The following is a 25,017-nucleotide window of genomic DNA, read 5'->3' as shown; positions in this document are numbered from 1 at the left end:
CCTGATCACAGCATGAGCCTCCGCGGACGCGGCATCACATGAACGCGTGAGGACCGCGCCCCCCGGACCGGCCCCCGGACCGCCCTCGCGGCCCGGCCCGGTGCTGCTCACAGGGTGCGGAGGAAGTCCGCGAGGTGCCGGGCGACCAGGTCCGGCGCCTCCAGTGGGGAGAGGTGGCCCACGCCGTCCAGCTCGGTGAGGGTCGCGGTGGGGATCAGCGGAAGCAGGTGCTCGCGCAGCACCTGCGGCGGGTCGACCTTGTCCGCGCCGCCGGCCAGCACCAGCACGGGTACGTCGATCTTCCCGACGCTGCCGGAGAGGTCCTCGACCAGTCCCTGCCGCGGCCAGGCCGAGCGGGCGGCTTCCGCCGCACCGGAGCTGTCCTCCAGGACCTGGCCGCGCAGGGCGCCGCCGAGGGGCCGGCCGGTCAGCACCTGGTCGATGCTCCGGCCGATGGTCTCCGCGCTGTCGTAGGCGTGCGAGAGGGCCTCCTGGAACTCGGGCGTCACCCCGACCGGGGCGGGCGGCGCGGGCGCGACGAGCACCAGGCCCCTGAGCCCGGCCGGGCGCCGGGAGGCCAGGGCCTGGGCGACCTTTCCGCCCATGGAGTGGCCGACGACGACGAACTCGTCGTAGCCGAGCCGGCCGACGACCTGCTGGGCGTCGTCGGCGAGCTGCTCGATGCCGTACGGCCCGGGCACGGCGGCGGACGCGCCCCAGCCGCGATGGTCGTAGGCGACGAAGGCCTGGGTGGGGCCGAGGAGTTCGAGGACCGGCCGCCAGGTGCGACGGGAGCCGCCCCAGTAGTGGAGGAGGACGAGGGCCGGTCCGTCGCCCTCGCGGACGTGGCCGTAGACCTGACCGCCCTGGACGTCGAAGTACCGGCCGATCGGGGTGGATGCGCTCATGGATCCGATCGTCGTCCGGCTCTGCCCGGCCGGAAACGGGCTCGTCCGCCACGGTCCGCAACTTTCGGGACAGCCCGGAACCGACGCGATCCGGCGCGGTGCACCGGAGGCCGCTTTGTTGCGGTCGTAGTATTCGAGCCATGGTCCCTCATCGTGTCGCGGTCCTGGCGCTGCCCGGTGTGCTCCCCATCGACCTGGGCATCCCCACCCAGATCTTCAATCCGCGGCCCAGCACCCCGTACCGGCTGACGGTCTGCGGCGCGACCCGCGGCAGTGTCACCACCAGCACCGGGTTCACGGTCGGCACGACGGCCGGACTGTCCGCGCTGGCCCGCGCGGACACGATCATCGTGCCGGGATACGACGACTACCGACGGCCACCCGCACCCGAGGTCACCGCGGCCCTGCGGCGCGCCTTCGGCCGCGGCGCCCGGATCGCCTCCATCTGCACCGGCGCCTTCGCCCTCGCGGCCGCCGGTCTCCTCGACGGCCGAACGGTGACCACCCACTGGGCAAGCGCCGACGACCTCGAACGCCTCCACCCCCGCCTGCGCGTCGACCGCAACGTCCTCTACATCGACGACGGCCGCCTCCTCACCTCCGCCGGGGTGACCGCCGGCATCGACCTGTGCCTCTACCTGGTCCGCAAGGACCTCGGCGCGGCCGTCGCCAACGAGATCGCCCGGGAACTGGTCGCCGCTCCGCACCGGGACGGCGGCCAGGCCCAGTTCATCGACCGGTCGCTGCCCGCCGCCACCGCCCACACCCTCGCCGGCACCCGTGACTGGGCCCTGCGCCACCTCGACGAGGCGCTCCCGCTCGACGTCCTCGCCCGGCACGCCCGGGTCTCCCCGCGCACCCTGGTCCGCATGTGGCGGCAGGAGACCGGGGTCTCCCCCCACCAGTGGCTGCTCACCGCCCGCGTCGGCCACGCCCGCGAGCTCCTGGAAGTCACCACCCTGAGCATCGAGCAGATCGCCGCCCGGAGCGGTCTGGGCAGCGGCACCAACCTCCGCGCCCGCTTCCGGGACGCCGTCGGCACCACGCCCACCGCGTACCGGCGTGCGTTCCGTGCGACCGGCGACGCCGCCTGAGCGCGGCCGCGGCACGGAGAATTTCCCGAAGAATCTCTCGGAAGAATCTTTCGCCCGGCGGAATAGACAGACCTGTCCATGCGGTTTACCAGGCAAGTTAGACAGACCGGTCTACTCAACAAGGACCTCCGAACCGACGCTCTTCGGCCCCGTCCCCGCGAAGGATCTCCGATGAACCACCTCGCACCGCACGAACGCACCGAGCGCACCAGGGCGTCTCACCGGCCGATCCCGCCGCGCGTCGCGTTCTACCTGCTCGCCTCCGTCGTCGTCTCCTTCCTCGCCGCCTCCAGCGCGCCCACCCCGCTCTACGCGACCTACCAGGCCGAGTGGGGGTTCACCCCGATCACCACCACGGTCGTCTTCGGCGTCTACGCGATCGCCGTCCTCTCCGGCCTCCTGGTCCTCGGCAAGCTGTCCGACCACGTCGGCCGCCGCCCGGTCCTGATCGCCGCGATCGCCGCCCAGGCCGCCGCGATGCTGCTGTTCACCACCGCCGGAGGCGTCGGCGAACTGCTCTTGGCCCGCATCGTCCAGGGCCTGTCCACCGGCGCCGCCCTCGGCGCGGTCGGCGCCGCGATGATGGACCTCGACCGCTCCCGCGGCACCCTGGCGAACGCCTTCGCCCCCGGCCTCGGCACCGCGACGGGCTCTCTGCTCAGCGGCTTCGTCGTGCAGTACCTGCCCGCCCCGACCCACGCGATCTACCTCGGCCTGCTGACCGTGTTCGTGGCCCAGGCGGTCGCCGTCGCCCTGATCGACGAGACCGTCACCAGGCGGCCGGGCGCCCTGGCCAGCCTGGTGCCCGAGATCAGGCTGCCGCGCACGGTCCGCGGCGCGGTCCTGGCCGCCGCACCCGTCATCTTCGCCGTCTGGGCACTCGCCGGGTTCTACGGCTCCCTGGGCCCCGCCCTGGTCCGCACCCTGGTCGGCTCCACCTCCGCCGTCTACGGCGGCCTCGGCCTCTTCGTCCTCGCGTTCGTCTCGGCCGGTTCGATCCTCGCCCTGCGCAAGGCACAGGCCACGACCGTGATGTACACCGGCATCGGCGCGCTCGTCGCCGGAGTGGCCCTGACCCTGGTCGCCGTGGACCTGAGCGCGCCGGCGCTGTTCTTCGTCGGCACGGCCGTCGCCGGCGCCGGCTTCGGCAGCGGCTTCCAGGGCGGCATCCGCACCGTGCTGCCGCTGACGAAGCCCCACGAGAGCTCCGGTGTGCTGTCCCTGCTGTTCGTCGTCGCCTACCTCGGCATGGGCGTCCCCTCGGTCGCCGCCGGCGCCCTGGTGGTGCACGGGGGCGGGCTCGTCCCGACCTCCGAGGAGTACGGCGCGGTGATCATCGCCCTGGCGCTGCTGGCCCTCTCCGCCCTGCTGGTGCGGCACGGCAGGCCGCAGAGCGGGCCCGGCGTGAAGGTGGCGTCCGGCGGCCCGCAGGCGGTCCCGGTCCGGGCGGAGCAGCCCGAGAGCCTCACACAGGCACGATGACCGAGTAGACCGGTCTGGTCAGCCATGCATCAGCCATGGACCCGAAATCTGGAAGGGACGGGAAGGTGAGTGGCATGACGAAGGCGTCGACCGCTGCCAAGGCCCCCACCGCACGGGAGCGGCTGCTCTCGGCGGCGAACGAGCTGTTCTACGCGGAGGGCGTGCAGACGGTCGGGATCGACCGGATCATCGAGCACGCCGGGGTCGCCAAGGCCTCGCTGTACAACACCTTCGGCGGCAAGGAACAGCTCATCCGGGCCTACCTCGACTCCCGGCACGCCAAGCTGACCGAGCGGCTGCTGCGGGGGGTCGACGGCGCCGACACCCCGCGGGACCGGCTGCTGGCCGTCTTCGACGCCCAGGCCGAGCTGTTCACCGAGCAGGACTACCACGGGTGCGCCTTCGTCGCGGCCAGTGCGGAGGCCAAGCACGGCAGCGCCATCGAGGAGGCCTCCGACGCCTACCGGGCCTGGGTCCGGGCCCTGTTCACCGGCCTCGCCCGGGACGCGGGCGCCCCGGACCCCGAGGCACTCGCCCGCCGGCTGCACCTGCTGTACGACGGGGGCGGGGTGTCCGCGCGGATGGACCGCGACCCGTCGGTGGGCGCGGTCGCCCGGGAGGCGGCCGCCATCCTCATCGACGCGGCACTGCAGCCCCGCTCCTGAGGGCCGCACCACCTCTCCCCGCACCACCTCTCCCCGCTCCGGCTCGTCACCAACTTCCGTACCGTGCACGGACATCGGAGCGACGACGCGACGGACGCCGAGAAGGCTCCATCGCGAGAAGGCTCTATGGGGTGACGGCCCCACCCGCCGCGGCAGCGTTGTCAGACCGGCTGCCGCGGCGATGCCATGATCCCGGCAGCCCGGTCAGGGACCGTCCGGGTCCGCGCGGTTCAGCGCGGGCTTGGGGGTGGTCCCGGCCGTCATCAGGTAGTCGGCGGCCGAGGTGTCGGTGACGAGGCTGGTGACCAGCCCCGACCGCAGCACCGCGTCGATCGCGGCCGCCTTGCGCTGCCCGCCCGCGATCGCGACGACCTCGGGGATACGGCGCAACTGGTCGGCCTTGACCGTGATGCAACGTTCCCCCAGGTCCCGCCCCACCCGGCGGCCGTCGGCGTCGAAAAGATGCGCGGCCATCTCGGCGGCGACACCGAGCGTGGCATAGTGCGCCCGCTCCTCGTCGCTGAGCATGTCGTGCACCGTGGAGATGCCGGCCTCCCAGGAGCCGATGGAGACACAGGCGACCGTGACCTTGTCGAAGTACTCGAAGGCCCGGGCGATCCCGGTCTGGTTGCGCAGCGCGGCCGCGGTGGCCGCGTCCGGCAGCAGCATCGGCGCGTAGATGGGGTGGGCGTCGCCGCCCGACACCTGGGCGGCGCGCCGGACGGCCTCGACCGAGCCGCGCTCGGAGGTCCCCGCGTCGTACACGCCCGTCAGCTGCACCACCGTGCAGGGCGGCAGCCGGTCGAGCGCGGCCGCCATGTGGATGGTGGACCGGCCCCAGGCGAGGCCGAGCACATCCCCCTCGTTCACGAGCTCGCCGAGCAGGTCCGCGGCGACCTCGCCGAGGTTCTCGGGGTCCGGGGTCTCCTCCGCCTCGGCCGGGGACTCGACCACCACGGCATGCCGCAGGCCGTAGCGGGCGCGGAGCGCGTCCGAGCGCTCGGCGTCCAGTTCGGCCGGCACGCGGATCTCGATGCGTACGAGATCCCTTTCGAGGGCAGTCTCCAGTACCCGGGCCACTTTGAAGCGGCTGACGCCGAACTCCTCAGCGATCTGGATCTTGGACTTGCCCTCGAGGTAGAAGCGGCGGGCCATGGCCGCCGCCTGCACCAGCTCTGCGGGTCCCATCCGCACGGCTGACCGGCCCGCCGACATACCCGACACGGCCATCTCCTCACTGCTGTTCACACTCTGGATACGCCGTTCATCCTTGCAGATCCGGCGCACTTGATCAGCCCTGATCGGAGCCGTTCACGTTCCCGTACCTCAGTGGTCGCACGCCCACGACGCCTGGGCGGTGGCCGCCTCCGCCTGGGTGCGTAGTGCACGTACCGCCGCTGCCGGGTCGTTTGCCCCGTACACCGCTGAACCTGCCACAAAAACGTCGGCTCCGGCGTCCGCGCACCGCTCGATCGTCGACGCGGAAACTCCACCGTCGACCTGCAGCCACAGCTCCAGTCCGTGCTTGCTGATCAACTCCCGGGTGCGGCGGATCTTCGGCAGCATGATGTCGAGGAACGACTGGCCGCCGAAGCCCGGCTCGACCGTCATGATCAGCAGCATGTCCAGCTCGGGGAGCAGGTCCTCGTACGGCTCGATGGGCGTGGCGGGCTTGAGCGCCATGGAGGCCCGGGCGCCCTTAGCCCGGATCTCCCGCGCGAGCCGTACGGGCGCGGCGGCCGCCTCCACGTGGAAGGTGACGGAGGAGGCACCCGCTTCGACGTACTGCGGCGCCCACCGATCAGGGGCCTCGATCATCAGGTGGCAGTCCAGCGGGGTGTCCGTAGCACGGGCCAGGGACTCTACGACCGGCACGCCGAGCGTGAGGTTCGGGACGAAGTGGTTGTCCATGACGTCGACGTGGAGCCAGTCGGCGCCTTCGACCGCCTTCGCCTCGTCCGCGAGGCGGGCGAAGTCGGCGGACAGGATGCTGGGGTTGATCTGCACGGCCATGCCCCAAGCGTGCCATGCCCCGACGGGGTGGGCCGAATGGGGTTCGGGGGCGGTTGCGGTCGTGGGTCCGGTGCGGGTGGGTGGGGGTTGCTCGCGCAGTTCCCCGCGCCCCTTACGGGGCGCTTCGCCCGCCGCTTCTCCCGGGCGGCACCCGGCCGGCGCCGCTGAGCGTCCCCACCCCCACCTCAGCCTCAGCCAGTCCTCCGGATCAACGCCAGATACATCGCGTCCGTGCCGTGCACATGGGGCCACAGCTGGACATCCGGCCCCTCCCCCAGCTCCGGCACCCCCGGCAGCAGCGGACGCGCATCCACCAGCTCCGTCTCCGGCCGCTGCTTCAGCACGTCCTGCACCACCGCCCGCGTCTCCGCCAGATGCGGGGAACAGGTCGCGTACCCGACCACCCCGCCCACCCGTACCGAGTCGATCGCGGTACGCAACAGCGCACGCTGCAGCGGAGCGAAGTTGTCGAGGTCCTCGGGACGGCGGCGCCACCGTGCCTCCGGGCGGCGGCGCAGCGCGCCCAGCCCCGTGCAGGGTACGTCCATCAGGACCCGGTCGAAGGTGCCGGGGAGCCACGGCGGCCGGGTGCCGTCGGCGGCGATGACCTGGTACGGCCCCGGGTTGCCGTGCAGCGCCTTCGCCACCAGCCCGGCCCGGTGCGGCTGCTTCTCGGAGGCGAGCAGCACGGCCCCCCGCTCGGCGGCGAGCGCGGCGAGCAGCGCGGCCTTGCCACCGGGTCCGGCACAGCCGTCCAGCCACTTCTCGTCGGGGCCCTCGACCGGCACGTTGGCGAGCGCGAGGGCGACCAGCTGGCTGCCCTCGTCCTGCACACCGGCCCGGCCCTCCTGCACGGCCGTGATGGCGCCGGGCTCCCCGCCCTCGGTGAGCCGCACGGCGTACGGCGACCAGCGCCCCCGTTCGGCGGCCTCCTCCCCGAGGAGTTCCTCGGTGGTGGCCCGCCCGGGCCGGGAGACCAGCGTCACCTCGGGCCGCTCGTTGTCGGCGGCCAGCAGTTCCTCGATCCCCGCGCGTCCACCCCCCAGCGAATCCCAGAGCGCGGAGACGACCCACCGCGGATGCGAGTGCACCACGGCCAGGTGGTCCTCGGGGTCCTCCTCGTAGGACGGCGCGACCCGTGCGATCCAGCCGTCGAGATCGTCCTGCGTGACCTTGCGGAGCACGGCGTTGACGAACTTGGCCCGTCCGTCGCCCAGCACCACCCGGGCCAGCTCGACGGAGGCGGAGACGGCGGCGTGGCTGGGAATCCGCGTCCCGAGCAACTGATGGACACCCAGACTGAGCACGTCCAGCACCGGCGGGTCCACCTCGCGCAGCGGCCGGTCGACGCACTCGGCGATGATCGCGTCGTACGTCCCCTGCCTGCGCAGCGTCCCGTACACCAGCTCGGTCGCGAGCGCGGCGTCCCGCCCGTCGAAGTCGCCCTTCTCCCGGGCCTTGCGCAGCAGTGGCGGCAGCACGAGGTTGGCGTACGCGTCCCGCTCGTCCACGGCGCGCAGCGCCTCGAAGGCGAGGATGCGGACGGGGTCCCTCTGGGGACGACGGTAGGGCTTGGCGGGCCTGCGCGGCCGCCGGGACTGCTCGCTCACGAAAAAGGTGCTCCGGGTATGAGGATGAGGCGACTCCCAGCGTACGCCGCGCACGCCGGAAAGCCGCTGCTGGGAGACGGCGCTCAGGCGCCGAGGGACTCCCCGGTGCCGATGCGCACGCCGCGCGCCCAGTCGGCGGCCCGCATCGGCTTCTTGCCCTGGGCCTGCACCCAGAGCAGTTCCACCGCGTACGACCCCGTCCCCACGTGCACGCTGTTCTTCCCCACGGCGATCTGGGCCGGGGCGAGGTCGGTCCGCTCGGGCACCGGCGTGACCTGGATGAGCTTGAGCCGCTCACCACGGAAGGTGGTCCAGGCGCCAGGGGCCGGGGTGCACCCCCGCACCACCCGGTCGACCCGCAGCGCCGGCGCCGACCATTCCACCTTCGCGTCCTCGACGGTGATCTTCGGCGCGAGGGTGATGCCCTCCCCCGGCTGCGGTACGGCCTTGAGCGTGCCGTCCTCGATGCCGTCCATGGTCGCGGCGAGCAGCCCGGACCCGGCGAACGCGAGGCGGGTCAGCAGGTCACCGCTGGTGTCGGTGGGCCGGATCTCCTCGGTGACGGTCCCGTAGACGGGCCCGGAGTCGAGCCCTTCCTCGATGAGGAACGTGGAAGCGCCCGTGATCTCGTCGCCGCCCATGATGGAGTGCTGCACGGGAGCCGCCCCGCGCCAGGCGGGAAGCAGCGAGAAGTGCAGGTTGACCCACCCGTGGGCCGGCACGTCCAGCGCGACCCGCGGCAGCAGCGCGCCGTACGCGACCACCGGACAGCAGTCCGGCCCGATCTCCCTCAGCCGCTCCAGAAACTCCGGATCGCGCGGCTTGAGCGGCCTCAGCACCTCGATCCCGGCCTCCATCGCCCGCTCGGCCACAGGCGAAGCGACCAGCCTGCGCCCCCGCCCGGCCGGCGCGTCGGGCCGCGTGACCACCGCGGCCACCTCGTGCCGCCCCGAGGAGATGAGAGCGTCCAGAGCGGGAACGGCGACTTCGGGAGTACCGGCGAAGACAAGCTTCATGGGCGACTGCGACCCTCTCGAACGACATCAACACGGGCAACGCACAAGTCTATGCCGCCCCGATCAACCACCACCCCCAGACCACAACCCCGCAGCCTGACACCCCACGGCCCCCGCAGACCGCACAGCACGAACGCCGAACCCGAACAGCGACGGCGGCAGGCCGCACGCCGCAGGCCGCAGGCCGCAGGCCGCAGGCCGCACACGGCACACGGCACACGGCACACGGCACACGGCACACGGCACACGGTCGACCACAACCAACGGTCGGCCGCCGACGGCGAGTACCCCCGCAGGTCGCCCGACCTCTCTGCCGACTGGGACGGGCGGTGCGCGGGTGGGAGAACTCTCCGGTGGCGCGAACCCCGCCGCACGGCGTACGCATATGCCCATACGCCCCCACACCGTGACCAGCGGAGCGCCCACGCGTTGGTCAAGAGAGAGTTGACCACAACGGGCCGCAGACGCGGCCCATTCCTTTCAACGCCGGTTCGAGAGGCTTGTTCATGGCCGACCACGCAACCCACGACGCCCAGGCCCGGGCCAGCCTGCACTTGCTGGTGCGGGACATCGAGCGGGTCCGCCGACAGGTGGACGCACTACGCACGCTCACCGCCCAGTTGGGCAACGTCTACCGCCCGCGCCGCTCCGGCCCGTCCACGGGCTTCGTCGTCTACGGACGCGCCCCCGCCCCGACGGTCCGTCTCGCCCAGGAACTCCGGGACAGTGTCGAGACCCTGGTCACGGCCGCCGTGGACTTCGACCGTTCACTCGGCTTCTCGTGGGACGCGGTGGGCTCCGCCCTCGGAGTCACCAAGCAGGCGGTGCACCGCCGTTACGGCGCCCGTCGCGCCGCCACCCAGACAACGGCCACGGCCACCGCTACAGCCACGGCCACGGCCACGGCCGAGCCCGAGCGGTCCACGGAACCGTCGGGCACCCGCACGATCAACGTGGGCGGCGGCCTGCCCACGATGCCGACGGTCCCCGCCGCCCGCTCCATGCCGACCCAGCCGACCGCCGGCAGCCCCACCCTCCGCGACGAGGCCAGGCCGACAGCCTTCCCCGGCCCGCGCAACGGCTGACGCACCCAGCGGCCGACCGACACCACGGCTGACCCGAAGGGCCGACCCGCCCGCCCCTGCCCTCCCGGCAAGCATCCGGGAGGGCAGCCGTCTGCCGGTCACCCGATGTCCGGCGGATCGATCCGCACCCGAACCGCCTCCCCGCCCCCGCCCCCGCCTCCACTCCCGCTCCCCCGCGCCATCCGGGCCGCCTGAGCCGACTTCAGCGCGGCGGCGAGCGCCGCCCCACTTCCCGGCGGCACCCGGACCAGCGCCCGCTCCCAGTGCTCCCCCGGCGGCGGCGCGCCCGCCCGTCGAGGCGCCCCGGCCCGCACCACGGGCACCGGAACCGGCCCCAACACCTCGGCGTCCGAAGGCAGTTCGGCCGTACCGAGGAACTCGGCGAGCGCCTCCGCCGTCCCTGAGACCGCCGCCATCCGCGAGACCGGCGGAAACCCCAGCTCCGCCCGCTCGGCCAGCTCCCGTACCGCGTGCCCGACGGGATCCCACCGCACCAGCGCCTGCACGGGCCGCAGTGTCGGCTCCGCGACGACGACCACGGTCCCGCCGTCTCCCTGGGGCCGCACCAGCGCCCCGGCCGCGATCCACCGGCGCAGCGCGTCCTCACCGGCCCGCAGATCCGGCCGTCCCAGCATGGCCCAGCCGTCCAGCAGCAGGGCCGCCGCGTAGCCGCCCTCGGCGACCGGCTCCGCGCCCGGGGTGCTCACGACCAGTGCGGGTGTCCCCGGCACGGTGTCCAGCACCTGCTCACGCCCCGAGGTACGTACGGGTACGGCGGGAAAGGCCCGCCCCAGTTCCTCGGCGGTCCGTCGGGCCCCGACCACCTGGGCGCGGAGCCGGAAGCCGCCGCACTCGGGGCAGTGCCAGTCGCTCTCCGTTCGCCCGCACCACCCGCACTCCAGCGCCCCGGCATCCCGCGCCTCCAACGGACCGGCACAGTGCCGGCAGCGCGCCGGCGCCCGGCACTGGGCGCAAGCCAGTCGCGGCACGTACCCCCGTCGGGGCACCTGTACCAGCACCGGTCCGTGCCGCAGCCCGTCCCGGACGGCCTGCCAGGCGAGCGTCGGCAACCGCGCGGCCCGCGCGGCCTCGTCCCGTGCCAGGTCCCCGTCGCCGACCGTCCGCACCAGCGGCGCCGCCCGCCGTACCTGCTCCCGTCCCGCCACCAGGGGCCGCGCCCAGCCGTTCTCCACGAGTTGCGCGGCCTCCACCGTGCAGCTCCAACTCCCGAGCAGAAACCCGCACTTGTCCAGGGCCGCCCGCAACAACAGCACATCCCGCGCATGCGGCTGCGGGGCGTGCTGTTCGCTGTGGCTGTCGTCCCCGTCGTCCCAGATCGCGACGAGCCCGAGATCCCGGACCGGCGCGAACATGGCCGCCCGCGTCCCCACGACCGCCCGCACCGAGCCGCGGCTGACGGCGAGCCACTGCGCGTACCGCTTCTCGGGCCCGGCATCGGCCGTGAGCAGCGCATGCCGTCCCGCGCCCAGCACATCGGTCAGCGCGGCATCGACCCGCGCGGCGGCCCGCCCGTCCGGTACGACGACGAGCGCGCCGCGTCCCGAGGCCAGCGTGGCGGCGACGGCCCGGGCGATCTCGGCGCTCCACTCCGGTCCCGGCAGGGCGTTCCACACCGCACGTGGTGCGCCGCCGGCGGCCAGTGACTCCACGAAGGCGGCCCCGTGCTCGTACCGCGCCCAGGAACCGGGGTCGGGCACGGTCGGGCGCGGCAGCGGCTCGGGCGACGGCCGCTTCTCGGCCCGTGCGCTGCGCGGCGGCACCGCCAGTTGCAGCACATCGGCGAGGCTCCCCGCGTACCGGTCGGCGACCGCCCGTGCGAGCCGCAGCAGCTCCTCGCTCAGCACCGGCTCGGGCGACACCACCTGGGCCAGCGCGGCCAGCGGCCCCGAGTAGTCGGACTCGGCGAGGCGCTCCACCAGGAACCCGTCGATCAGCCCCCCGCCCTCCCGTCGCCCGTCCCGCACCCGGTGCCGCCCGGCCCCGAACCGCACCCGCACCCGCACCCCCGGCTGTGCTTCGGCGTCCAGCTCGGCGGGGACGGCGTAGTCGAAGTAGCGGTCGAGGTGGAGCACACCCTTGTCCACGAGCACCCGCGCGACCGGCAACCGCTCGGCCAGCGCGGCCCCCCGCCAGGTCCGCGGTTTGGCCCGGGGCACCTTGGCCCCTCGCACGCTCTCCCGAATGAGCGCGAGCTGCTCCGGCGGCGCCCCTGCGGCGCCCTCGCCCCCCTGCCCGTTCTCGCTGCTCACCCTTGCATTCTTACCAAACGCCACTGACAACCGGCGCCGCCGAACCTCCCGTATGACGAACCGTCCCCATGACGCGCCGAAGGCCCGGCTCCCTCGAAGGGAAGCCGGGCCTTCGTCGAGGTGGCTCCGGGGTTACAGGCCCGCGGCCTTGCGCAGGGCGTCCACGCGGTCCGTGCGCTCCCAGGTGAAGTCGGGGAGCTCGCGGCCGAAGTGGCCGTACGCGGCGGTCTGCGAGTAGATCGGGCGGAGCAGGTCGAGGTCGCGGATGATGGCGGCCGGACGCAGGTCGAAGACCTCGTCGATCGCCTTCTCGATCTTCTCGGCGTCGATCTTGGCGGTGCCGAAGGTCTCCACGAAGAGGCCGACGGGCTCGGCCTTGCCGATCGCGTACGCGACCTGGACCTCGCAGCGGGACGCCAGACCGGCGGCGACCACGTTCTTCGCGACCCAGCGCATGGCGTAGGCGGCCGAGCGGTCGACCTTGGACGGGTCCTTGCCGGAGAAGGCGCCGCCACCGTGGCGGGCCATGCCGCCGTAGGTGTCGATGATGATCTTGCGGCCGGTCAGGCCGGCGTCGCCCATCGGGCCGCCGATCTCGAAGCGGCCGGTCGGGTTGACCAGCAGACGGTAGTTCTCGGTGTCGAGCTTGATGCCGTCGTCCAGCAGCGCCTTCAGCTCCGGCTCCACGACGAACTCGCGGATGTCGGGCGCGAGCAGCGACTCCAGGTCGATGTCCGAGGCGTGCTGGCTGGAGACCACGACCGTGTCGAGGCGGACGGCCTTGTCGCCGTCGTACTCGATGGTGACCTGCGTCTTGCCGTCGGGGCGCAGGTAGGGGATGGTGCCGTTCTTACGGACCTCGGAGAGGCGCTTGGAGAGGCGGTGCGCCAGGAAGATCGGGAGCGGCATCAGCGTCGGCGTCTCGTCCGTCGCGTAGCCGAACATCAGGCCCTGGTCACCGGCGCCCTGCTTGTCGAGTTCGTCCTCGTCGCCCTCGACACGGTTCTCGTACGCCGTGTCCACGCCCTGGGCGATGTCCGGGGACTGCGCGCCGATCGAGACCGAGACGCCACAGGAGGCTCCGTCGAAGCCCTTCTTCGAGGAGTCGTAACCGATCTCGAGGATCTTGTTGCGGACCAGCGTCGCGATGTCCGCGTACGTCTTGGTCGTGACCTCGCCGGCCACGTGCACCAGGCCGGTGGTGATCAGCGTCTCGACGGCGACCCGTGAGGTCGGGTCCTCACGCAGAAGCGCGTCGAGAATGGTGTCGCTGATCTGGTCAGCGATCTTGTCGGGGTGACCCTCGGTCACGGACTCCGAGGTGAACAGGCGACGGGACACAACGCTCCCTGGGGTTGCAGCGGCTGCTGGCTGATCATTGGCGGACAACACGGGGGCTGCACCCGGGCATCGTCCGAGAACAGTTTATCGGTCGCACTCCGCCGCCGGCCCACCTGTCTCGACACTCGGGAGTGCTGTGACCTGCGGCACGGGCATTCTGCCCAATGGTCGGCGGCCTTGGCCAGAGTCACCGCACCGTAATGTCACACCCGGGAAAGTTGACATATGGCTGAAATAAGTTAACCCAAACGGGCCGCCACCAGATCCCACACGGTGTCGGCGAGAGCCTCCTTCGGCCCGTGCGGCACAGGCGTCTCGCTGCCGTCGGCGCCGAGCACCACGGCCTCGTTCTCCTCGGAGCCGAAGGTCTTGCGCTCGCCCACCTCGTTCACCACGAGCAGGTCGCAGCCCTTGCGCGCGAGCTTGGTCCGGCCGTTGGCGAGGACGTCGTCGGTCTCGGCGGCGAAGCCGACGATCACCTGTCCGGTCCGCGCCCGGTCGGCCGAGATCTCCGCGAGGATGTCCGGATTCCGCACCAGGACGATCGGTTCGGGATCCTGGCCGTCCTTCTTCTTGATCTTCCCGGCCGCGTAGACCGCGGGGCGGAAGTCGGCGACGGCGGCGGCCATCACCACGGCGTCGGCGTCGGCGGCCGCCTTCAGCACCGCCTCGCGCAGCTGTACGGCCGTACCGACCGGGACGACGTCCACGCCGGCCGGGTCCGGCAGCCCTGCGGTGTTCGCGGCGACCAGCGTCACCCTGGCCCCCCGGGCGGCGGCCGTGCGGGCGAGGGCGTAGCCCTGCTTGCCGGAGGAGCGGTTGCCGAGGAAGCGGACGGGGTCGAGGGGCTCGCGGGTGCCGCCGGCGGAGACGACGACGTGCCGGCCGGCCAGGTCGGGCTCCGCCACTCCTCTCGCGAGGACGCGACGGCAGACCTCGAAGATCTCCCCCGGGTCGGGCAGCCGGCCCTTGCCGGTGTCGACGCCGGTGAGGCGGCCCACCGCCGGTTCGACCACGACGGCGCCGCGGCGGCGCAGCGTGGCCACGTTCTCCTGGGTGGCCGGGTGCTCCCACATCTCGGTGTGCATCGCGGGGGCGAAGACAACCGGGCAGCGGGCCGTGAGGAGGGTGTTGGTGAGCAGGTCGTCGGCGAGGCCGTGGGCGGCCTTGGCGAGCATGTCGGCGGTGGCGGGGGCGACGACGACCAGGTCGGCGTGCTGGCCGATGCGGACGTGCGGGACCTCCTCGACGTGGTCCCAGACCTCGGTGGAGACGGGGTTGCCGGAGAGGGCGGACCAGGTGGCGGCGCCGACGAAGTGCAGCGCGGAGGCGGTGGGCACGACCCGGACGTCGTGACCCGACTCGGTGAACCTTCTCAGCAGCTCACAGGCCTTGTAGGCGGCGATGCCGCCGCTGACCCCCAGCACGACCCTCGGCTTGTCCACGTCACTCCCCGCACTTGGCTCCCGCACCGGCTCCGGCGCACGTCTCCATCACACACCACAGGCCCGGCAGTCGGGCTGCCGGGCCTGTGGATAAGTCAACTGCAATACGAAAGTACTACTGCGCCGGGCCTTCGATGGCCTCGGAGGTCAGCAGACCCGCGTTGATCTCGCGCAGGGCGATGGAGAGCGGCTTCTCGTGGACGTGGGTGTCGACGAGCGGACCGACGTACTCGAGGAGGCCCTCGCCGAGCTGCGAGTAGTACGCGTTGATCTGGCGGGCACGCTTGGCCGCGTAGATCACGAGGCTGTACTTCGAGTCGGTGGCCTCGAGGAGCTCGTCGATCGGAGGGTTGATGATGCCCTCGGGCGCGGTGATGGAAGAGGACACGCTCTGCCTTCCGATGGATGGGAAAGATTCAGTCTGAATGATCAGCAACGATCACACAACGTCCATCAAGGCTAGCAGCTCGCGCGCCACGTCCTCGACGGAGGTGTTGACCAGTGTCTCGTCGAACTCCGGCTCGGCCGCGAGCTCGATCTTGGCCGCGTCCAGCCGGCGCTCGATCACCTCGGGCGCCTCGGTGCCGCGTCCGGTGAGCCTGCGCACCAGCTCCTCCCAGGAGGGCGGAGCCAGGAACACCAGCCGGCCGTCCGGCATGGTCTCGCGGACCTGCCGGGCGCCCTGGAGGTCGATCTCCAGGAGGACCGGCACACCGGATTCGAGGTGTTCGAGGACCGCGGCACGCGGGGTGCCGTAGCGGTTGCCGGCGAATTCGGCCCACTCCAGGAGTTCGCCGTTGGCAATCAGCTTGTCCATCTCCTCGTCGGAGACGAAGAAGTAGTGGACTCCGTGCTTCTCGCCCGGGCGGGGCCTGCGGGTGGTCGCCGAAACCGAGAGCCAGACCTCGGGGTGTTCCTTGCGCATATGGGCGACGACCGTGCTCTTGCCGACCCCGGAGGGGCCGGAGAGCACGGTCAGCCGCGGACGTACGTCCGGGGGCTCGGGGGTCGTCCCCCGGAATGTTGCAGCCATGCAGCGATTATTCCAGCAATCGCCGGCCGCCCGGGACGGCTGTCCCGGACGGCCCGGTGATCAGGAACCGGTGCTGCCGAACTCGCGCTCCAGGGAGGCGATCTGGTTGGACCCGAGGCCACGCACGCGGCGGCTCTCGGAGATCCCGAGTCGCTCCATGATCTGCTTGGCGCGGACCTTGCCCACGCCCGGCAGGGACTCGAGCAGGGCGGAGACCTTCATCTTGCCGATGACGTCGTTTTCCTGGCCCTGCTTGATGACCTCGTGAAGAGAGGCGCCGGAGTGCTTGAGTCGATTCTTGACCTCGGCCCGCTCCCGGCGAGCCGCGGCGGCCTTTTCGAGCGCGGCTGCGCGCTGTTCAGGGGTAAGGGGCGGAAGAGCCACGCCTACGTCACCTCGGATGTCGAACTGTCGGATACGGACCGGTGAGGAACCTAGTCGCCCCACACCTGGGGAGCTACGAGCAACACGCTTGCCCGTTGACTCTGCTCGGAGACTAGCGGGCAAGTCCGCCGGAGTCAGCGAGAACAGCGGAAAAGTCCTGGTCAGCCTCCGTCAGGCCAGACATTTCAGACATACTGCCCAGGATTTGAGGATGTATTCACGTTCGGGCAGGCGCCGAAGCGCCCGCCGCGGCACTCCTCGGAGTCCTCACCGACCTGCGACGACGTCCCGGATCTCACCCGCGAACCGTTCCGCGGCCGCCCGCAGGGCCCCGACGTCGGGACCGTGACGCAAAACACCTCGGCTCACGTTTGGAACCACGTTGCGCACCGCCGCCCCGAAGACTTCGGGAAGGTCGGCCGCCGTCGCCCCCTGCGCACCGACGCCCGGCGCGAGGAGCGGACCGTTGATGTCGAGGTCGTACGACGACAGGTCGCCGACCGTGGCACCGACAACGGCGCCGAAGGATCCCAGCGGCTCCTCCCCCGCGTTCTCGGCGGCCAGGTGGGCCAGCACGGTGGCGCCGACCGTACGACCGTCGGCGCGCACCGCGTGCTGCACCTCGGGGCCCTCCGGGTTGGAGGTGAGCGCCAGCACGAACAGGCCGGCCCCGCTCTCCCTGGCCAGCGCGACGGCCGGGCTGAGCGAGCCGTAGCCGAGGTACGGCGAGACGGTCAACGCGTCCGAGAACAGCGGGGCGTCCTTGTGCAGATAGGCCTCCGCGTACCCGGCCATGGTCGAGCCGATGTCGCCGCGCTTGGCGTCCATGACGACCAGCGTCCCGGCCGCCCGCGCCTCCTGCACCACCCGCTCCAGCACGGCGATTCCGCGCGAGCCGAACCGCTCGAAGAAGGCGCTCTGCGGCTTCATCACGGCGACCCGGTCGGCCACCGCCTCGACGACGGTACGGCTGAACCGCTCCAGCCCCGTGACGTCGTCGTTCAGACCCCACTCGGAGAGCAGCGAGGCATGCGGGTCGATACCGACGCACAGCGGACCGCGCTCGTCCATCACACCGCGCAGCCGCGCGCCGAAGGGCTCCAACGGGCTCATACGGTCTTCCTCACATCGGCGCCGACGGCGTCGGCGAGAGTGGCGTACGGGCTGGTACGCAGGCGCGCCGCGAGACCCTTGTGGACGGCACGGCCCCAGAAGGGGCCCTCGTAGATGAAGGCGCTGTAGCCCTGGACCAGCGTGGCACCGGCCAGGATGCGCTGCCAGGCGTCCTCGGCGTTCTCGATGCCGCCGACGCCCACCAGGGTGATCCGGTCGCCCACGCGCGCGTACAGCCGCCGCAGCACCTCCAGGGAGCGCGCCCTGAGAGGCGCCCCGGAGAGCCCGCCGGTCTCCTTCACCAGGGCGGGATCGGAGCGCAGCCCCAACCCCTCCCGCGCGATGGTGGTGTTGGTGGCGATGATCCCGTCCAGGCCCAGCTCCACGGCCAGGTCGGCGACGGCGTCGACGTCCTCGTCGGCGAGGTCGGGCGCGATCTTCACCAGCAGCGGCACCCGGCGGTTCGCCGCCACGCGGTCGGCGGCCTCGCGCACGGCCGTCAGCAGCGGCCGGAGGTGATCGACGGCCTGGAGGTTGCGCAGCCCGGGCGTGTTCGGCGACGACACGTTCACGACCAGGTAGTCGGCGTACGGCGCGAGCCGCTCGGCGGACTTCACGTAGTCGCCGACGGCCTCGGCCTCCGGTACGGCCTTGGTCTTGCCGATGTTGACGCCGACGACGGTCCTGAAGACGGCCTCACGGGTGGCGAGCCGCGCGGCGACGGCCAGCGAACCGTCGTTGTTGAAGCCCATGCGGTTGATGAGCGCCCGGTCCGCGACGAGCCGGAACAGCCGCTTCTTCGGATTACCCGGCTGCGCCTCCCCGGTCACGGTCCCGATCTCGACGTGGTCGAACCCGAGCATCGACATCCCGTCGATCGCGACGGCGTTCTTGTCGAACCCGGCGGCAAGCCCGAACGGCCCGTGCATCCGCAGCCCGAAGGCCTCGGTACGCAGCTCCTTGTACCGGGGAGCGAGGGCGGCGGCGACGAAGGTACGCAGCACGGGGATGCGAGCAGCGAGCCGGATCCACCGGAAGGCCAGGTGGTGGGCCTGTTCCGGGTCCATCCGCTTGAAAACGAGGTTGAAGAAGATCTTGTACATGGAGTCCTCATGCGGAGGGGGACACCGTCACCGGTGCCCCCCTTCATAGACGTCTGGGCAACGCGCCCCTTCAGGGGCGCGGGGCGGTATTCGATATGCGGCTCCGCCGCGTGGGCGCGACCAGCCACAACCGGCCCGCAGCCTCACTACGACCTGCTCAGTCCCGCGCGGCCGTCAAACGCTCCGCATGCTCCTGCAGCGACCGCACCCCCACATCCCCGTGGTTCAGCGCGTCGATCCCCTGCACGGCCGCCGCCAGCGCCTGCACGGTCGTCAGACACGGCACCGACCGCGCCACCGCGGCTGTCCGGATCTCGTACCCGTCCAGACGACCCCCGGTGCCGTACGGCGTGTTGACGATGAGGTCCACCTCGCCGTCGTGGACGAGCTGCACGATCGTCTTCTCACCGTTGGGGCCGACCCCCTCCGACTGCTTGCGCACGACGGTCGCGTTGATGCCGTTGCGCTTGAGCACCTCGGCCGTGCCTGACGTGGCCAGCAGTTCGAAGCCGTGCGCGACCAGCTCACGCGCCGGGAAGATCATCGACCGCTTGTCGCGGTTGGCGACGGAGATGAACGCGCGGCCCTTGGTGGGCAGCGGCCCGTACGCCCCGGCCTGCGACTTGGCGTACGCCGTGCCGAAGACGGAGTCGATGCCCATCACCTCGCCGGTGGAGCGCATCTCCGGGCCGAGGACGGTGTCCACACCCCGCCCGTGGATGTCCCGGAACCGCGACCACGGCATGACCGCCTCCTTCACGGAGATCGGCGCGTCGAACGGCAGCTCGCCGCCGTCACCGCGGGCCGGCAGCAGCCCCTCGGCGCGCAGCTCGGCGACGGTCGCGCCCAGCGAGATCCGGGCGGCGGCCTTGGCCAGCGGCACCGCGGTCGCCTTCGAGGTGAAGGGGACCGTACGGGACGCGCGCGGGTTGGCTTCGAGGACGTAGAGGATGTCCCCGGCCATCGCGAACTGGATGTTGATCAGGCCGCGGACGCCGACACCCTTCGCGATGGCCTCCGTCGAGGCCCGCAGCCGCTTGATGTCGAAGCCGCCGAGCGTGATCGGGGGCAGGGCACAGGCGGAGTCGCCGGAGTGGATGCCGGCCTCCTCGATGTGCTCCATCACGCCGCCGAGGTACAGCTCCTGGCCGTCGTACAGCGCGTCGACGTCGATCTCGATCGCGTCGTCCAGGAACCGGTCGACGAGCACCGGCCGGGAGGGGCTGATCTCGGTCGACTCGGCGATGTAGGTGGCGAGGCGGGTCTCGTCGTAGACGATCTCCATGCCACGGCCGCCGAGCACGTAGGACGGCCGGACGAGCACCGGGTAGCCGATCTCGTCGGCGATGGCCTTGGCCTCGGCGAAGGTGGTGGCGGTGCCGTGCTTGGGCGCCGGCAGGCCGGCCTCGGCGAGCACGCGCCCGAAGGCGCCCCGGTCCTCGGCCGCATGGATAGCTTCCGGCGAGGTGCCGACGATCGGCACGCCGTTGTCCTTCAGCGCCTGCGACAGGCCCAGCGGGGTCTGGCCGCCCAGCTGCACTATCACACCGGCGACCGGACCGGCCTGCTGCTCGGCGTGCACGATCTCCAGCACGTCCTCCAGCGTCAGCGGCTCGAAGTAGAGCCGGTCGGAGGTGTCGTAGTCGGTGGAGACGGTCTCCGGGTTGCAGTTGACCATCACGGTCTCGTACCCGGCGTCGGACAGCGCGAAGGACGCGTGCACGCACGAGTAGTCGAACTCGATGCCCTGGCCGATGCGGTTGGGACCGGAGCCCAGGATGATGACGGCCGGCTTCTCGCGCGCCGCGACCTCGGTCTCCTCGTCGTAGGAGGAGTAGAAGTACGGCGTCTTCGCGGCGAACTCGGCGGCGCAGGTGTCGACCGTCTTGTAGATCGGGCGCACGCCCAGCGCGTGCCGGACCTCGCGGACGACGTCCTCGCGCAGGCCGCGGATCTCGGCGATCTGCTGGTCGGAGAAGCCGTGCCGCTTGGCGTCCGCGATCAGCTCGGCGCTCAGCTCCGGCGCCTCGGCCAGCTCGTCGGCGATCTCCTTGATCAGGAAGAGCTGGTCGACGAACCACGGGTCGATCTTCGTGTACTCGAAGACCTCCTCGGGCGTGGCACCGGCGCGGATGGCCTGCATGACGGTGTTGATCCGGCCGTCGGTGGGCCGTACCGCCTCGCGCAGCAGGGTCTCCTTGTCGCCGGGCTCGCCGACGAAGGTGAACTGGCTGCCCTTCTTCTCCAGCGAGCGCAGCGCCTTCTGGAAGGCCTCGGGGAAGTTGCGGCCGATGGCCATCGCCTCGCCGACCGACTTCATGGTGGTGGTCAGCGTGGAGTCGGCGGACGGGAACTTCTCGAACGCGAAGCGCGGGGCCTTGACGACCACGTAGTCGAGCGTGGGCTCGAAGGAGGCCGGGGTCTCCTGCGTGATGTCGTTGGGGATTTCATCGAGGGTGTAGCCGACGGCCAGCTTCGCCGCGATCTTCGCGATCGGGAAGCCGGTCGCCTTGGAGGCGAGCGCGGAGGACCGCGACACGCGCGGGTTCATCTCGATGACGATGACGCGGCCGTCCTCGGGGTTCACCGCGAACTGGATGTTGCAGCCGCCCGTGTCGACGCCGACCTCACGGATGACGGCGATGCCGATGTCGCGGAGGATCTGGTACTCGCGGTCGGTGAGGGTCATCGCCGGGGCGACGGTGATCGAGTCGCCGGTGTGCACGCCCATCGGGTCGAAGTTCTCGATGGAGCAGACGACCACGACGTTGTCGTGCTTGTCGCGCATCAGCTCCAGCTCGTACTCCTTCCAGCCGAGGATGGACTCCTCCAGGAGCACCTCGGTGGTCGGGGAGAGCGTGAGGCCCTGGCCGGCGATCCGGCGCAGCTCCTCCTCGTCGTGGGCGAAGCCGGAGCCGGCGCCGCCCATGGTGAAGGAGGGTCGGACGACGACCGGGTAGCCGCCGCCGAGCTCCTCGACGCCCGCGATCACCTCGTCCATGGTGTGGCAGATGACGGAGCGGGCCGACTCGCCGTGGCCGATCTTGCGGCGGACCTCCTCCACGACCTCCTTGAAGAGGTCGCGGTCCTCACCCTTGTTGATGGCCTCGACGTTGGCGCCGATCAGCTCGACGCCGTACTTGGCGAGGACACCGTTCTCGTCCAGCGAGATGGCCGTGTTGAGGGCCGTCTGACCACCCAGGGTCGGCAGGAGCGCGTCCGGGCGCTCCTTGGCGATGATCTTCTCGACGAACTCGGGCGTGATCGGCTCGACATAGGTCGCGTCGGCGATCTCCGGGTCGGTCATGATCGTCGCCGGGTTGGAGTTGACGAGGATGACGCGGAGGCCCTCGGCGCGCAGGACGCGGCAGGCCTGGGTGCCGGAGTAGTCGAACTCGGCGGCCTGGCCGATGACGATCGGGCCGGAGCCGATGACCAGGACGGACTGGATATCGGTGCGCTTAGGCACGCTGGCCCTCCATCAGGGAAACGAAGCGGTCGAACAGGTAGGCGGCGTCGTGCGGGCCGGCTGCCGCTTCGGGGTGGTACTGGACGGAGAAGGCCGGCTGGTCGAGCAGCTGCAGCCCCTCCACGACGTCGTCGTTGAGGCAGACGTGCGAGACCTCGGCGCGGCCGAACTTCGTCTCGCTGACCTGGTCGAGCGGCGCGTCCACGGCGAAGCCGTGGTTGTGCGCGGTGACCTCGACCTTGCCGGTCGTACGGTCCTGGACCGGCTGGTTGATGCCCCGGTGGCCGTACTTCAGCTTGTAGGTGCCGAAGCCGAGGGCGCGGCCGAGGATCTGGTTGCCGAAGCAGATGCCGAAGAGCGGGGTCTTCCGCGCCAGGACGGCGGTCATCAGGGCCACCGGTCCGTCGGCCGTGGCCGGGTCGCCGGGGCCGTTGGAGAAGAACACGCCGTCCGGGGAGACGGCGTACACGTCGTCCTCGGTGGCGGTCGCGGGCAGCACGTGCACCTCGATGCCGCGCTCGGCCATCCGCTGCGGGGTCATGCCCTTGATGCCGAGGTCGATCGCGGCGACGGTGAACCGCTTCTCGCCGACCGCGGGGACGACGTACGCCTCCTTGGTGGCGACCTCCTCGTAGAGCGAGGCGCCCTTCATGTGCGGCTGGGCCTGCACGCGTGCGAGGAGCTCGGCGTCGGTGGTGATCGCCTCGCCGGAGAAGACACCGGCGCGCATCGAGCCGCGCTCACGCAGGTGGCGGGTGAGGGCGCGGGTGTCGATCCCGGAGATGCCGACCACGCCCTGCGCGACCAGTTCAGCGTCCAGCGAACGCTTGGCGCGCCAGTTGGAGGGCACGCGCGCGGGGTCGCGCACGACGTAACCGGAGACCCAGATGCGGCTGGACTCGTCGTCCTCGTCGTTCCACCCCGTGTTGCCGATCTGCGGGGCGGTGGCGACCACGATCTGGCGGTCGTACGAGGGGTCGGTGAGGGTCTCCTGGTAGCCGGTCATGCCGGTGGAGAACACGGCCTCGCCGAAGGTCTCCCCCACGGCCCCGTAGGCGCGGCCGCGGAAGATCCGGCCGTCCTCCAGGACGAGTACGGCGGGAACCTTGCTGGCTCCCCTGGTGGAGGTCGTCATCGTTCGGCGCCTTCCGTGCTGGGTGTCTTGATCATTGAGTTGATGGCGTCGACCCACTCGGTGTGCTCGGACGCGTGGTCCGAGCGGAATCCGGAGTCGATCAGCCGGTCGCCGTGCGCCCAGGTCACCACGAGGAGTCCGCCCTCGGTGAGGACCTTGCCCGCGATGCCCTTGCCGAGCAGGGCCTCGCGGAGCGCGTCGGCGGGGATGAAGAAGTCGGTGGCGCCGGGGCGCACGACGGCCAGGCCCGCGTCGGTCAGGGTGAGCTCGACCCGGCTGCGGGAGCCGAGGCCGCGCGCCACGATGCGGTCCAGCCACTGCCCGGCGGTGGTGGAGCCGTGGTAGCGGCCGCTCATCGTCAGTCTGGCCTCGCCGAGGTCGTCCGGCGCGGTGGGCAGCTCCGGGAGGTCGCCCTGGAGGGTGCCGCGCCACTTCCAGCCCTCGCGCATCAGCCAGTAGACGAGCGCGACGAACAGGGCGAGGCCGACGAGCCAGCCGATGCGGGCGGACCAGTCGGTGACCGCGGCCGACTTCTTCTCGTCGGCCAGCAGGATCAGAGGTGTCACGTCAGCTTCCCGTCCACGAGCGTCGCCTTGCCCCGCAGCCACGTGTGGGTGACACGGCCCGGCAGCTCGCGTCCCTCGTACGGGGTGTTGCGGCTGCGCGAGGCGAAGCCCGCGGGGTCCACCTCGCCACGGTATTCCGTGTCGACGAGGACGAGGTTGGCGGGCTCACCTGCCGAGACGGGACGACCGTGACCGGCGGCCTGTCCGATCCGCGCGGGCTTGACGGACATCCGGTCCGCGACGCCGGCCCAGGTCAGCAGGCCCGTGTCCACCATGGTCTCCTGGACCACCGACAACGCGGTCTCCAGCCCCACCATCCCCATGGCGGCCGCGGCCCACTCGCAGTCCTTGTCCTCGTGCGGGTGCGGGGCGTGGTCGGTGGCGACGATGTCGATCGTGCCGTCGGCCAGCGCCTCACGGAGGGCCATGACGTCCCGCTCGGTGCGCAGCGGCGGGTTGACCTTGTAGACCGGGTTGTACGACCGCACCAGCTCGTCGGTGAGGAGCAGGTGGTGCGGGGTGACCTCGGCGGTGACGTCGATGCCCCGGGACTTGGCCCAGCGCACGATCTCCACGGACCCGGCGGTCGACAGGTGGCAGATGTGGACCCTCGATCCGACGTGCTCGGCGAGCAGGACGTCCCGCGCGATGATCGACTCCTCGGCCACCGCGGGCCAGCCGCCCAGCCCCAGCTCGGCCGAGACGACGCCCTCGTTCATCTGGGCGCCCTCGGTCAGCCGCGGCTCCTGGGCGTGCTGGGCGACGACCCCGCCGAAGGCCTTCACGTACTCCAGGGCGCGACGCATGATCACCGCGTCGTCGACGCACTTGCCGTCGTCGGAGAAGACGGTGACCCCGGCGGCCGACTCGTGCATGGCGCCCAGCTCGGCGAGCTTCCTGCCCTCCAGGCCGACGGTGACGGCGCCGATCGGCTGGACGTCGCAGTAGCCGTGCTCCTGGCCGAGCCGGTAGACCTGCTCGACGACACCGGCGGTGTCGGCGACCGGGAAGGTGTTGGCCATGGCGAACACGGCCGTGTAGCCGCCGCTCGCCGCCGCGCGGGTGCCGGTGAGGACGGTCTCGGAGTCCTCACGGCCGGGCTCGCGCAGGTGGGTGTGCAGGTCGACGAGGCCGGGCAACAGCACCTTGCCGACAGCCTCGACGACGTCCGCGCCCTCTGCGGACAGCCCGCTGCCGACCGCCTCGATGACCTCACCGTCGATCAGTACGTCCTGCGGCTCACCGCCGAGCACCTTCGCACCACGGATCAGGATCTTGCTCATGG

Annotated in this window: 21 protein-coding genes; 4 read left to right on the top strand and 17 right to left on the bottom strand. The window is 71.7% G+C overall.

Translation table 11 applies throughout. The features are described 5' to 3' along the window. Positions 1–107: 107 nt before the first annotated feature. Positions 108–908 (bottom strand): alpha/beta fold hydrolase, encoded by an 801-nt coding sequence (locus ACFWPQ_RS11185; RefSeq protein ID WP_384032195.1) that lies wholly within the window; start codon positions 906–908, stop codon positions 108–110. Between the two features lie 140 nt (positions 909–1,048). Here ACFWPQ_RS11185 and ACFWPQ_RS11180 point away from each other — a divergent pair, with 140 nt between their 5' ends. From ACFWPQ_RS11180 to ACFWPQ_RS11170, 3 genes are all read left to right on the top strand, one after another. After that, a complete protein-coding gene (locus tag ACFWPQ_RS11180) occupies positions 1,049–2,002 on the top strand; it encodes a GlxA family transcriptional regulator (protein ID WP_384032193.1) in 954 nt (317 codons plus the stop codon). 171 nt (positions 2,003–2,173) lie between these two features. Then, entirely contained in the window at positions 2,174–3,484 is a 1,311-nt protein-coding gene (locus ACFWPQ_RS11175; RefSeq protein ID WP_384032191.1) for an MFS transporter, read from the top strand. A gap of 74 nt (positions 3,485–3,558) precedes the next feature. Next, positions 3,559–4,149 carry a TetR/AcrR family transcriptional regulator gene (locus tag ACFWPQ_RS11170; RefSeq protein WP_384032189.1) on the top strand — a complete coding sequence of 197 codons (591 nt, stop codon included), beginning with the start codon at positions 3,559–3,561 and terminating at the stop codon, positions 4,147–4,149. Positions 4,150–4,353: 204 nt separating this feature from the next. Here the strand turns inward: ACFWPQ_RS11170 and ACFWPQ_RS11165 are convergent, their stop codons facing one another. The 4 genes from ACFWPQ_RS11165 to fmt form a co-directional block, all read right to left on the bottom strand. Then, complete coding sequence (locus tag ACFWPQ_RS11165) at positions 4,354–5,397, bottom strand: sugar-binding transcriptional regulator (protein WP_384032187.1); 1,044 nt, start codon at positions 5,395–5,397, stop codon at positions 4,354–4,356. A 78-nt stretch (positions 5,398–5,475) separates the two neighbouring features. Beyond that, positions 5,476–6,162, bottom strand: a complete 687-nt coding sequence (gene rpe / locus ACFWPQ_RS11160; RefSeq protein ID WP_384032185.1) for a ribulose-phosphate 3-epimerase — start codon at positions 6,160–6,162, stop codon at positions 5,476–5,478. Between the two features lie 191 nt (positions 6,163–6,353). Then, positions 6,354–7,772 (bottom strand): RsmB/NOP family class I SAM-dependent RNA methyltransferase, encoded by a 1,419-nt coding sequence (locus ACFWPQ_RS11155; protein ID WP_384032183.1) that lies wholly within the window; start codon positions 7,770–7,772, stop codon positions 6,354–6,356. A gap of 83 nt (positions 7,773–7,855) precedes the next feature. Continuing rightward, positions 7,856–8,788 carry a methionyl-tRNA formyltransferase gene (gene fmt / locus ACFWPQ_RS11150; RefSeq protein WP_361299009.1) on the bottom strand — a complete coding sequence of 311 codons (933 nt, stop codon included), beginning with the start codon at positions 8,786–8,788 and terminating at the stop codon, positions 7,856–7,858. Positions 8,789–9,294: 506 nt separating this feature from the next. Between fmt and ACFWPQ_RS11145 the strand changes: the two genes are divergently transcribed. Beyond that, positions 9,295–9,873, top strand: a complete 579-nt coding sequence (locus ACFWPQ_RS11145) for a hypothetical protein (protein ID WP_384032181.1) — start codon at positions 9,295–9,297, stop codon at positions 9,871–9,873. A 98-nt stretch (positions 9,874–9,971) separates the two neighbouring features. On the opposite strand, the gene ACFWPQ_RS11140 is transcribed toward ACFWPQ_RS11145, so the two are convergent. The 12 genes from ACFWPQ_RS11140 to ACFWPQ_RS11085 all read right to left on the bottom strand — a co-directional run bounded on the left by ACFWPQ_RS11140 (position 9,972) and on the right by ACFWPQ_RS11085 (position 25,015). Then, a complete protein-coding gene (locus ACFWPQ_RS11140) occupies positions 9,972–12,143 on the bottom strand; it encodes a primosomal protein N' (protein WP_384032179.1) in 2,172 nt (723 codons plus the stop codon). 132 nt (positions 12,144–12,275) lie between these two features. Continuing rightward, positions 12,276–13,484 carry a methionine adenosyltransferase gene (gene metK / locus ACFWPQ_RS11135; protein ID WP_384032177.1) on the bottom strand — a complete coding sequence of 403 codons (1,209 nt, stop codon included), beginning with the start codon at positions 13,482–13,484 and terminating at the stop codon, positions 12,276–12,278. 239 nt (positions 13,485–13,723) lie between these two features. Beyond that, complete coding sequence (gene coaBC, locus ACFWPQ_RS11130) at positions 13,724–14,929, bottom strand: bifunctional phosphopantothenoylcysteine decarboxylase/phosphopantothenate--cysteine ligase CoaBC (RefSeq protein WP_384032175.1); 1,206 nt, start codon at positions 14,927–14,929, stop codon at positions 13,724–13,726. A 115-nt stretch (positions 14,930–15,044) separates the two neighbouring features. Next, positions 15,045–15,317, bottom strand: a complete 273-nt coding sequence (gene rpoZ / locus ACFWPQ_RS11125; RefSeq protein WP_005319902.1) for a DNA-directed RNA polymerase subunit omega — start codon at positions 15,315–15,317, stop codon at positions 15,045–15,047. A gap of 51 nt (positions 15,318–15,368) precedes the next feature. Then, entirely contained in the window at positions 15,369–15,962 is a 594-nt protein-coding gene (gmk, locus tag ACFWPQ_RS11120; protein ID WP_361298995.1) for a guanylate kinase, read from the bottom strand. A gap of 60 nt (positions 15,963–16,022) precedes the next feature. After that, positions 16,023–16,346, bottom strand: coding sequence for an integration host factor (locus tag ACFWPQ_RS11115; RefSeq protein ID WP_003977346.1), 324 nt, complete (start codon positions 16,344–16,346; stop codon positions 16,023–16,025). Between the two features lie 267 nt (positions 16,347–16,613). Continuing rightward, entirely contained in the window at positions 16,614–17,459 is an 846-nt protein-coding gene (gene pyrF / locus ACFWPQ_RS11110) for an orotidine-5'-phosphate decarboxylase (RefSeq protein WP_384032172.1), read from the bottom strand. After that, positions 17,456–18,562, bottom strand: coding sequence for a quinone-dependent dihydroorotate dehydrogenase (locus ACFWPQ_RS11105; RefSeq protein WP_384032170.1), 1,107 nt, complete (start codon positions 18,560–18,562; stop codon positions 17,456–17,458). Before ACFWPQ_RS11105 ends, pyrF begins: the two co-directional genes overlap by 4 nt. Positions 18,563–18,719: 157 nt before the next feature. Next, positions 18,720–22,031 carry a carbamoyl-phosphate synthase large subunit gene (gene carB / locus ACFWPQ_RS11100; RefSeq protein WP_384032168.1) on the bottom strand — a complete coding sequence of 1,104 codons (3,312 nt, stop codon included), beginning with the start codon at positions 22,029–22,031 and terminating at the stop codon, positions 18,720–18,722. After that, positions 22,024–23,166, bottom strand: coding sequence for a glutamine-hydrolyzing carbamoyl-phosphate synthase small subunit (gene carA / locus ACFWPQ_RS11095; RefSeq protein WP_384032166.1), 1,143 nt, complete (start codon positions 23,164–23,166; stop codon positions 22,024–22,026). The genes carB and carA overlap by 8 nt, the downstream gene beginning before the upstream one ends. Continuing rightward, positions 23,163–23,732: a hypothetical protein gene (locus ACFWPQ_RS11090; RefSeq protein WP_384032164.1), complete on the bottom strand. Its 570-nt coding sequence runs from the start codon at positions 23,730–23,732 to the stop codon at positions 23,163–23,165. Before ACFWPQ_RS11090 ends, carA begins: the two co-directional genes overlap by 4 nt. After that, positions 23,729–25,015, bottom strand: coding sequence for a dihydroorotase (locus ACFWPQ_RS11085; RefSeq protein ID WP_384032162.1), 1,287 nt, complete (start codon positions 25,013–25,015; stop codon positions 23,729–23,731). The genes ACFWPQ_RS11090 and ACFWPQ_RS11085 overlap by 4 nt, the downstream gene beginning before the upstream one ends. Between the last annotated feature and the right edge of the window lie 2 nt (positions 25,016–25,017).

The organism is Streptomyces sp. NPDC058464, from assembly GCF_042721035.1.
Classification (GTDB): Bacteria; Actinomycetota; Actinomycetes; order Streptomycetales; family Streptomycetaceae; genus Streptomyces.
This window is presented reverse-complemented; position numbering and strand designations above follow the sequence as displayed.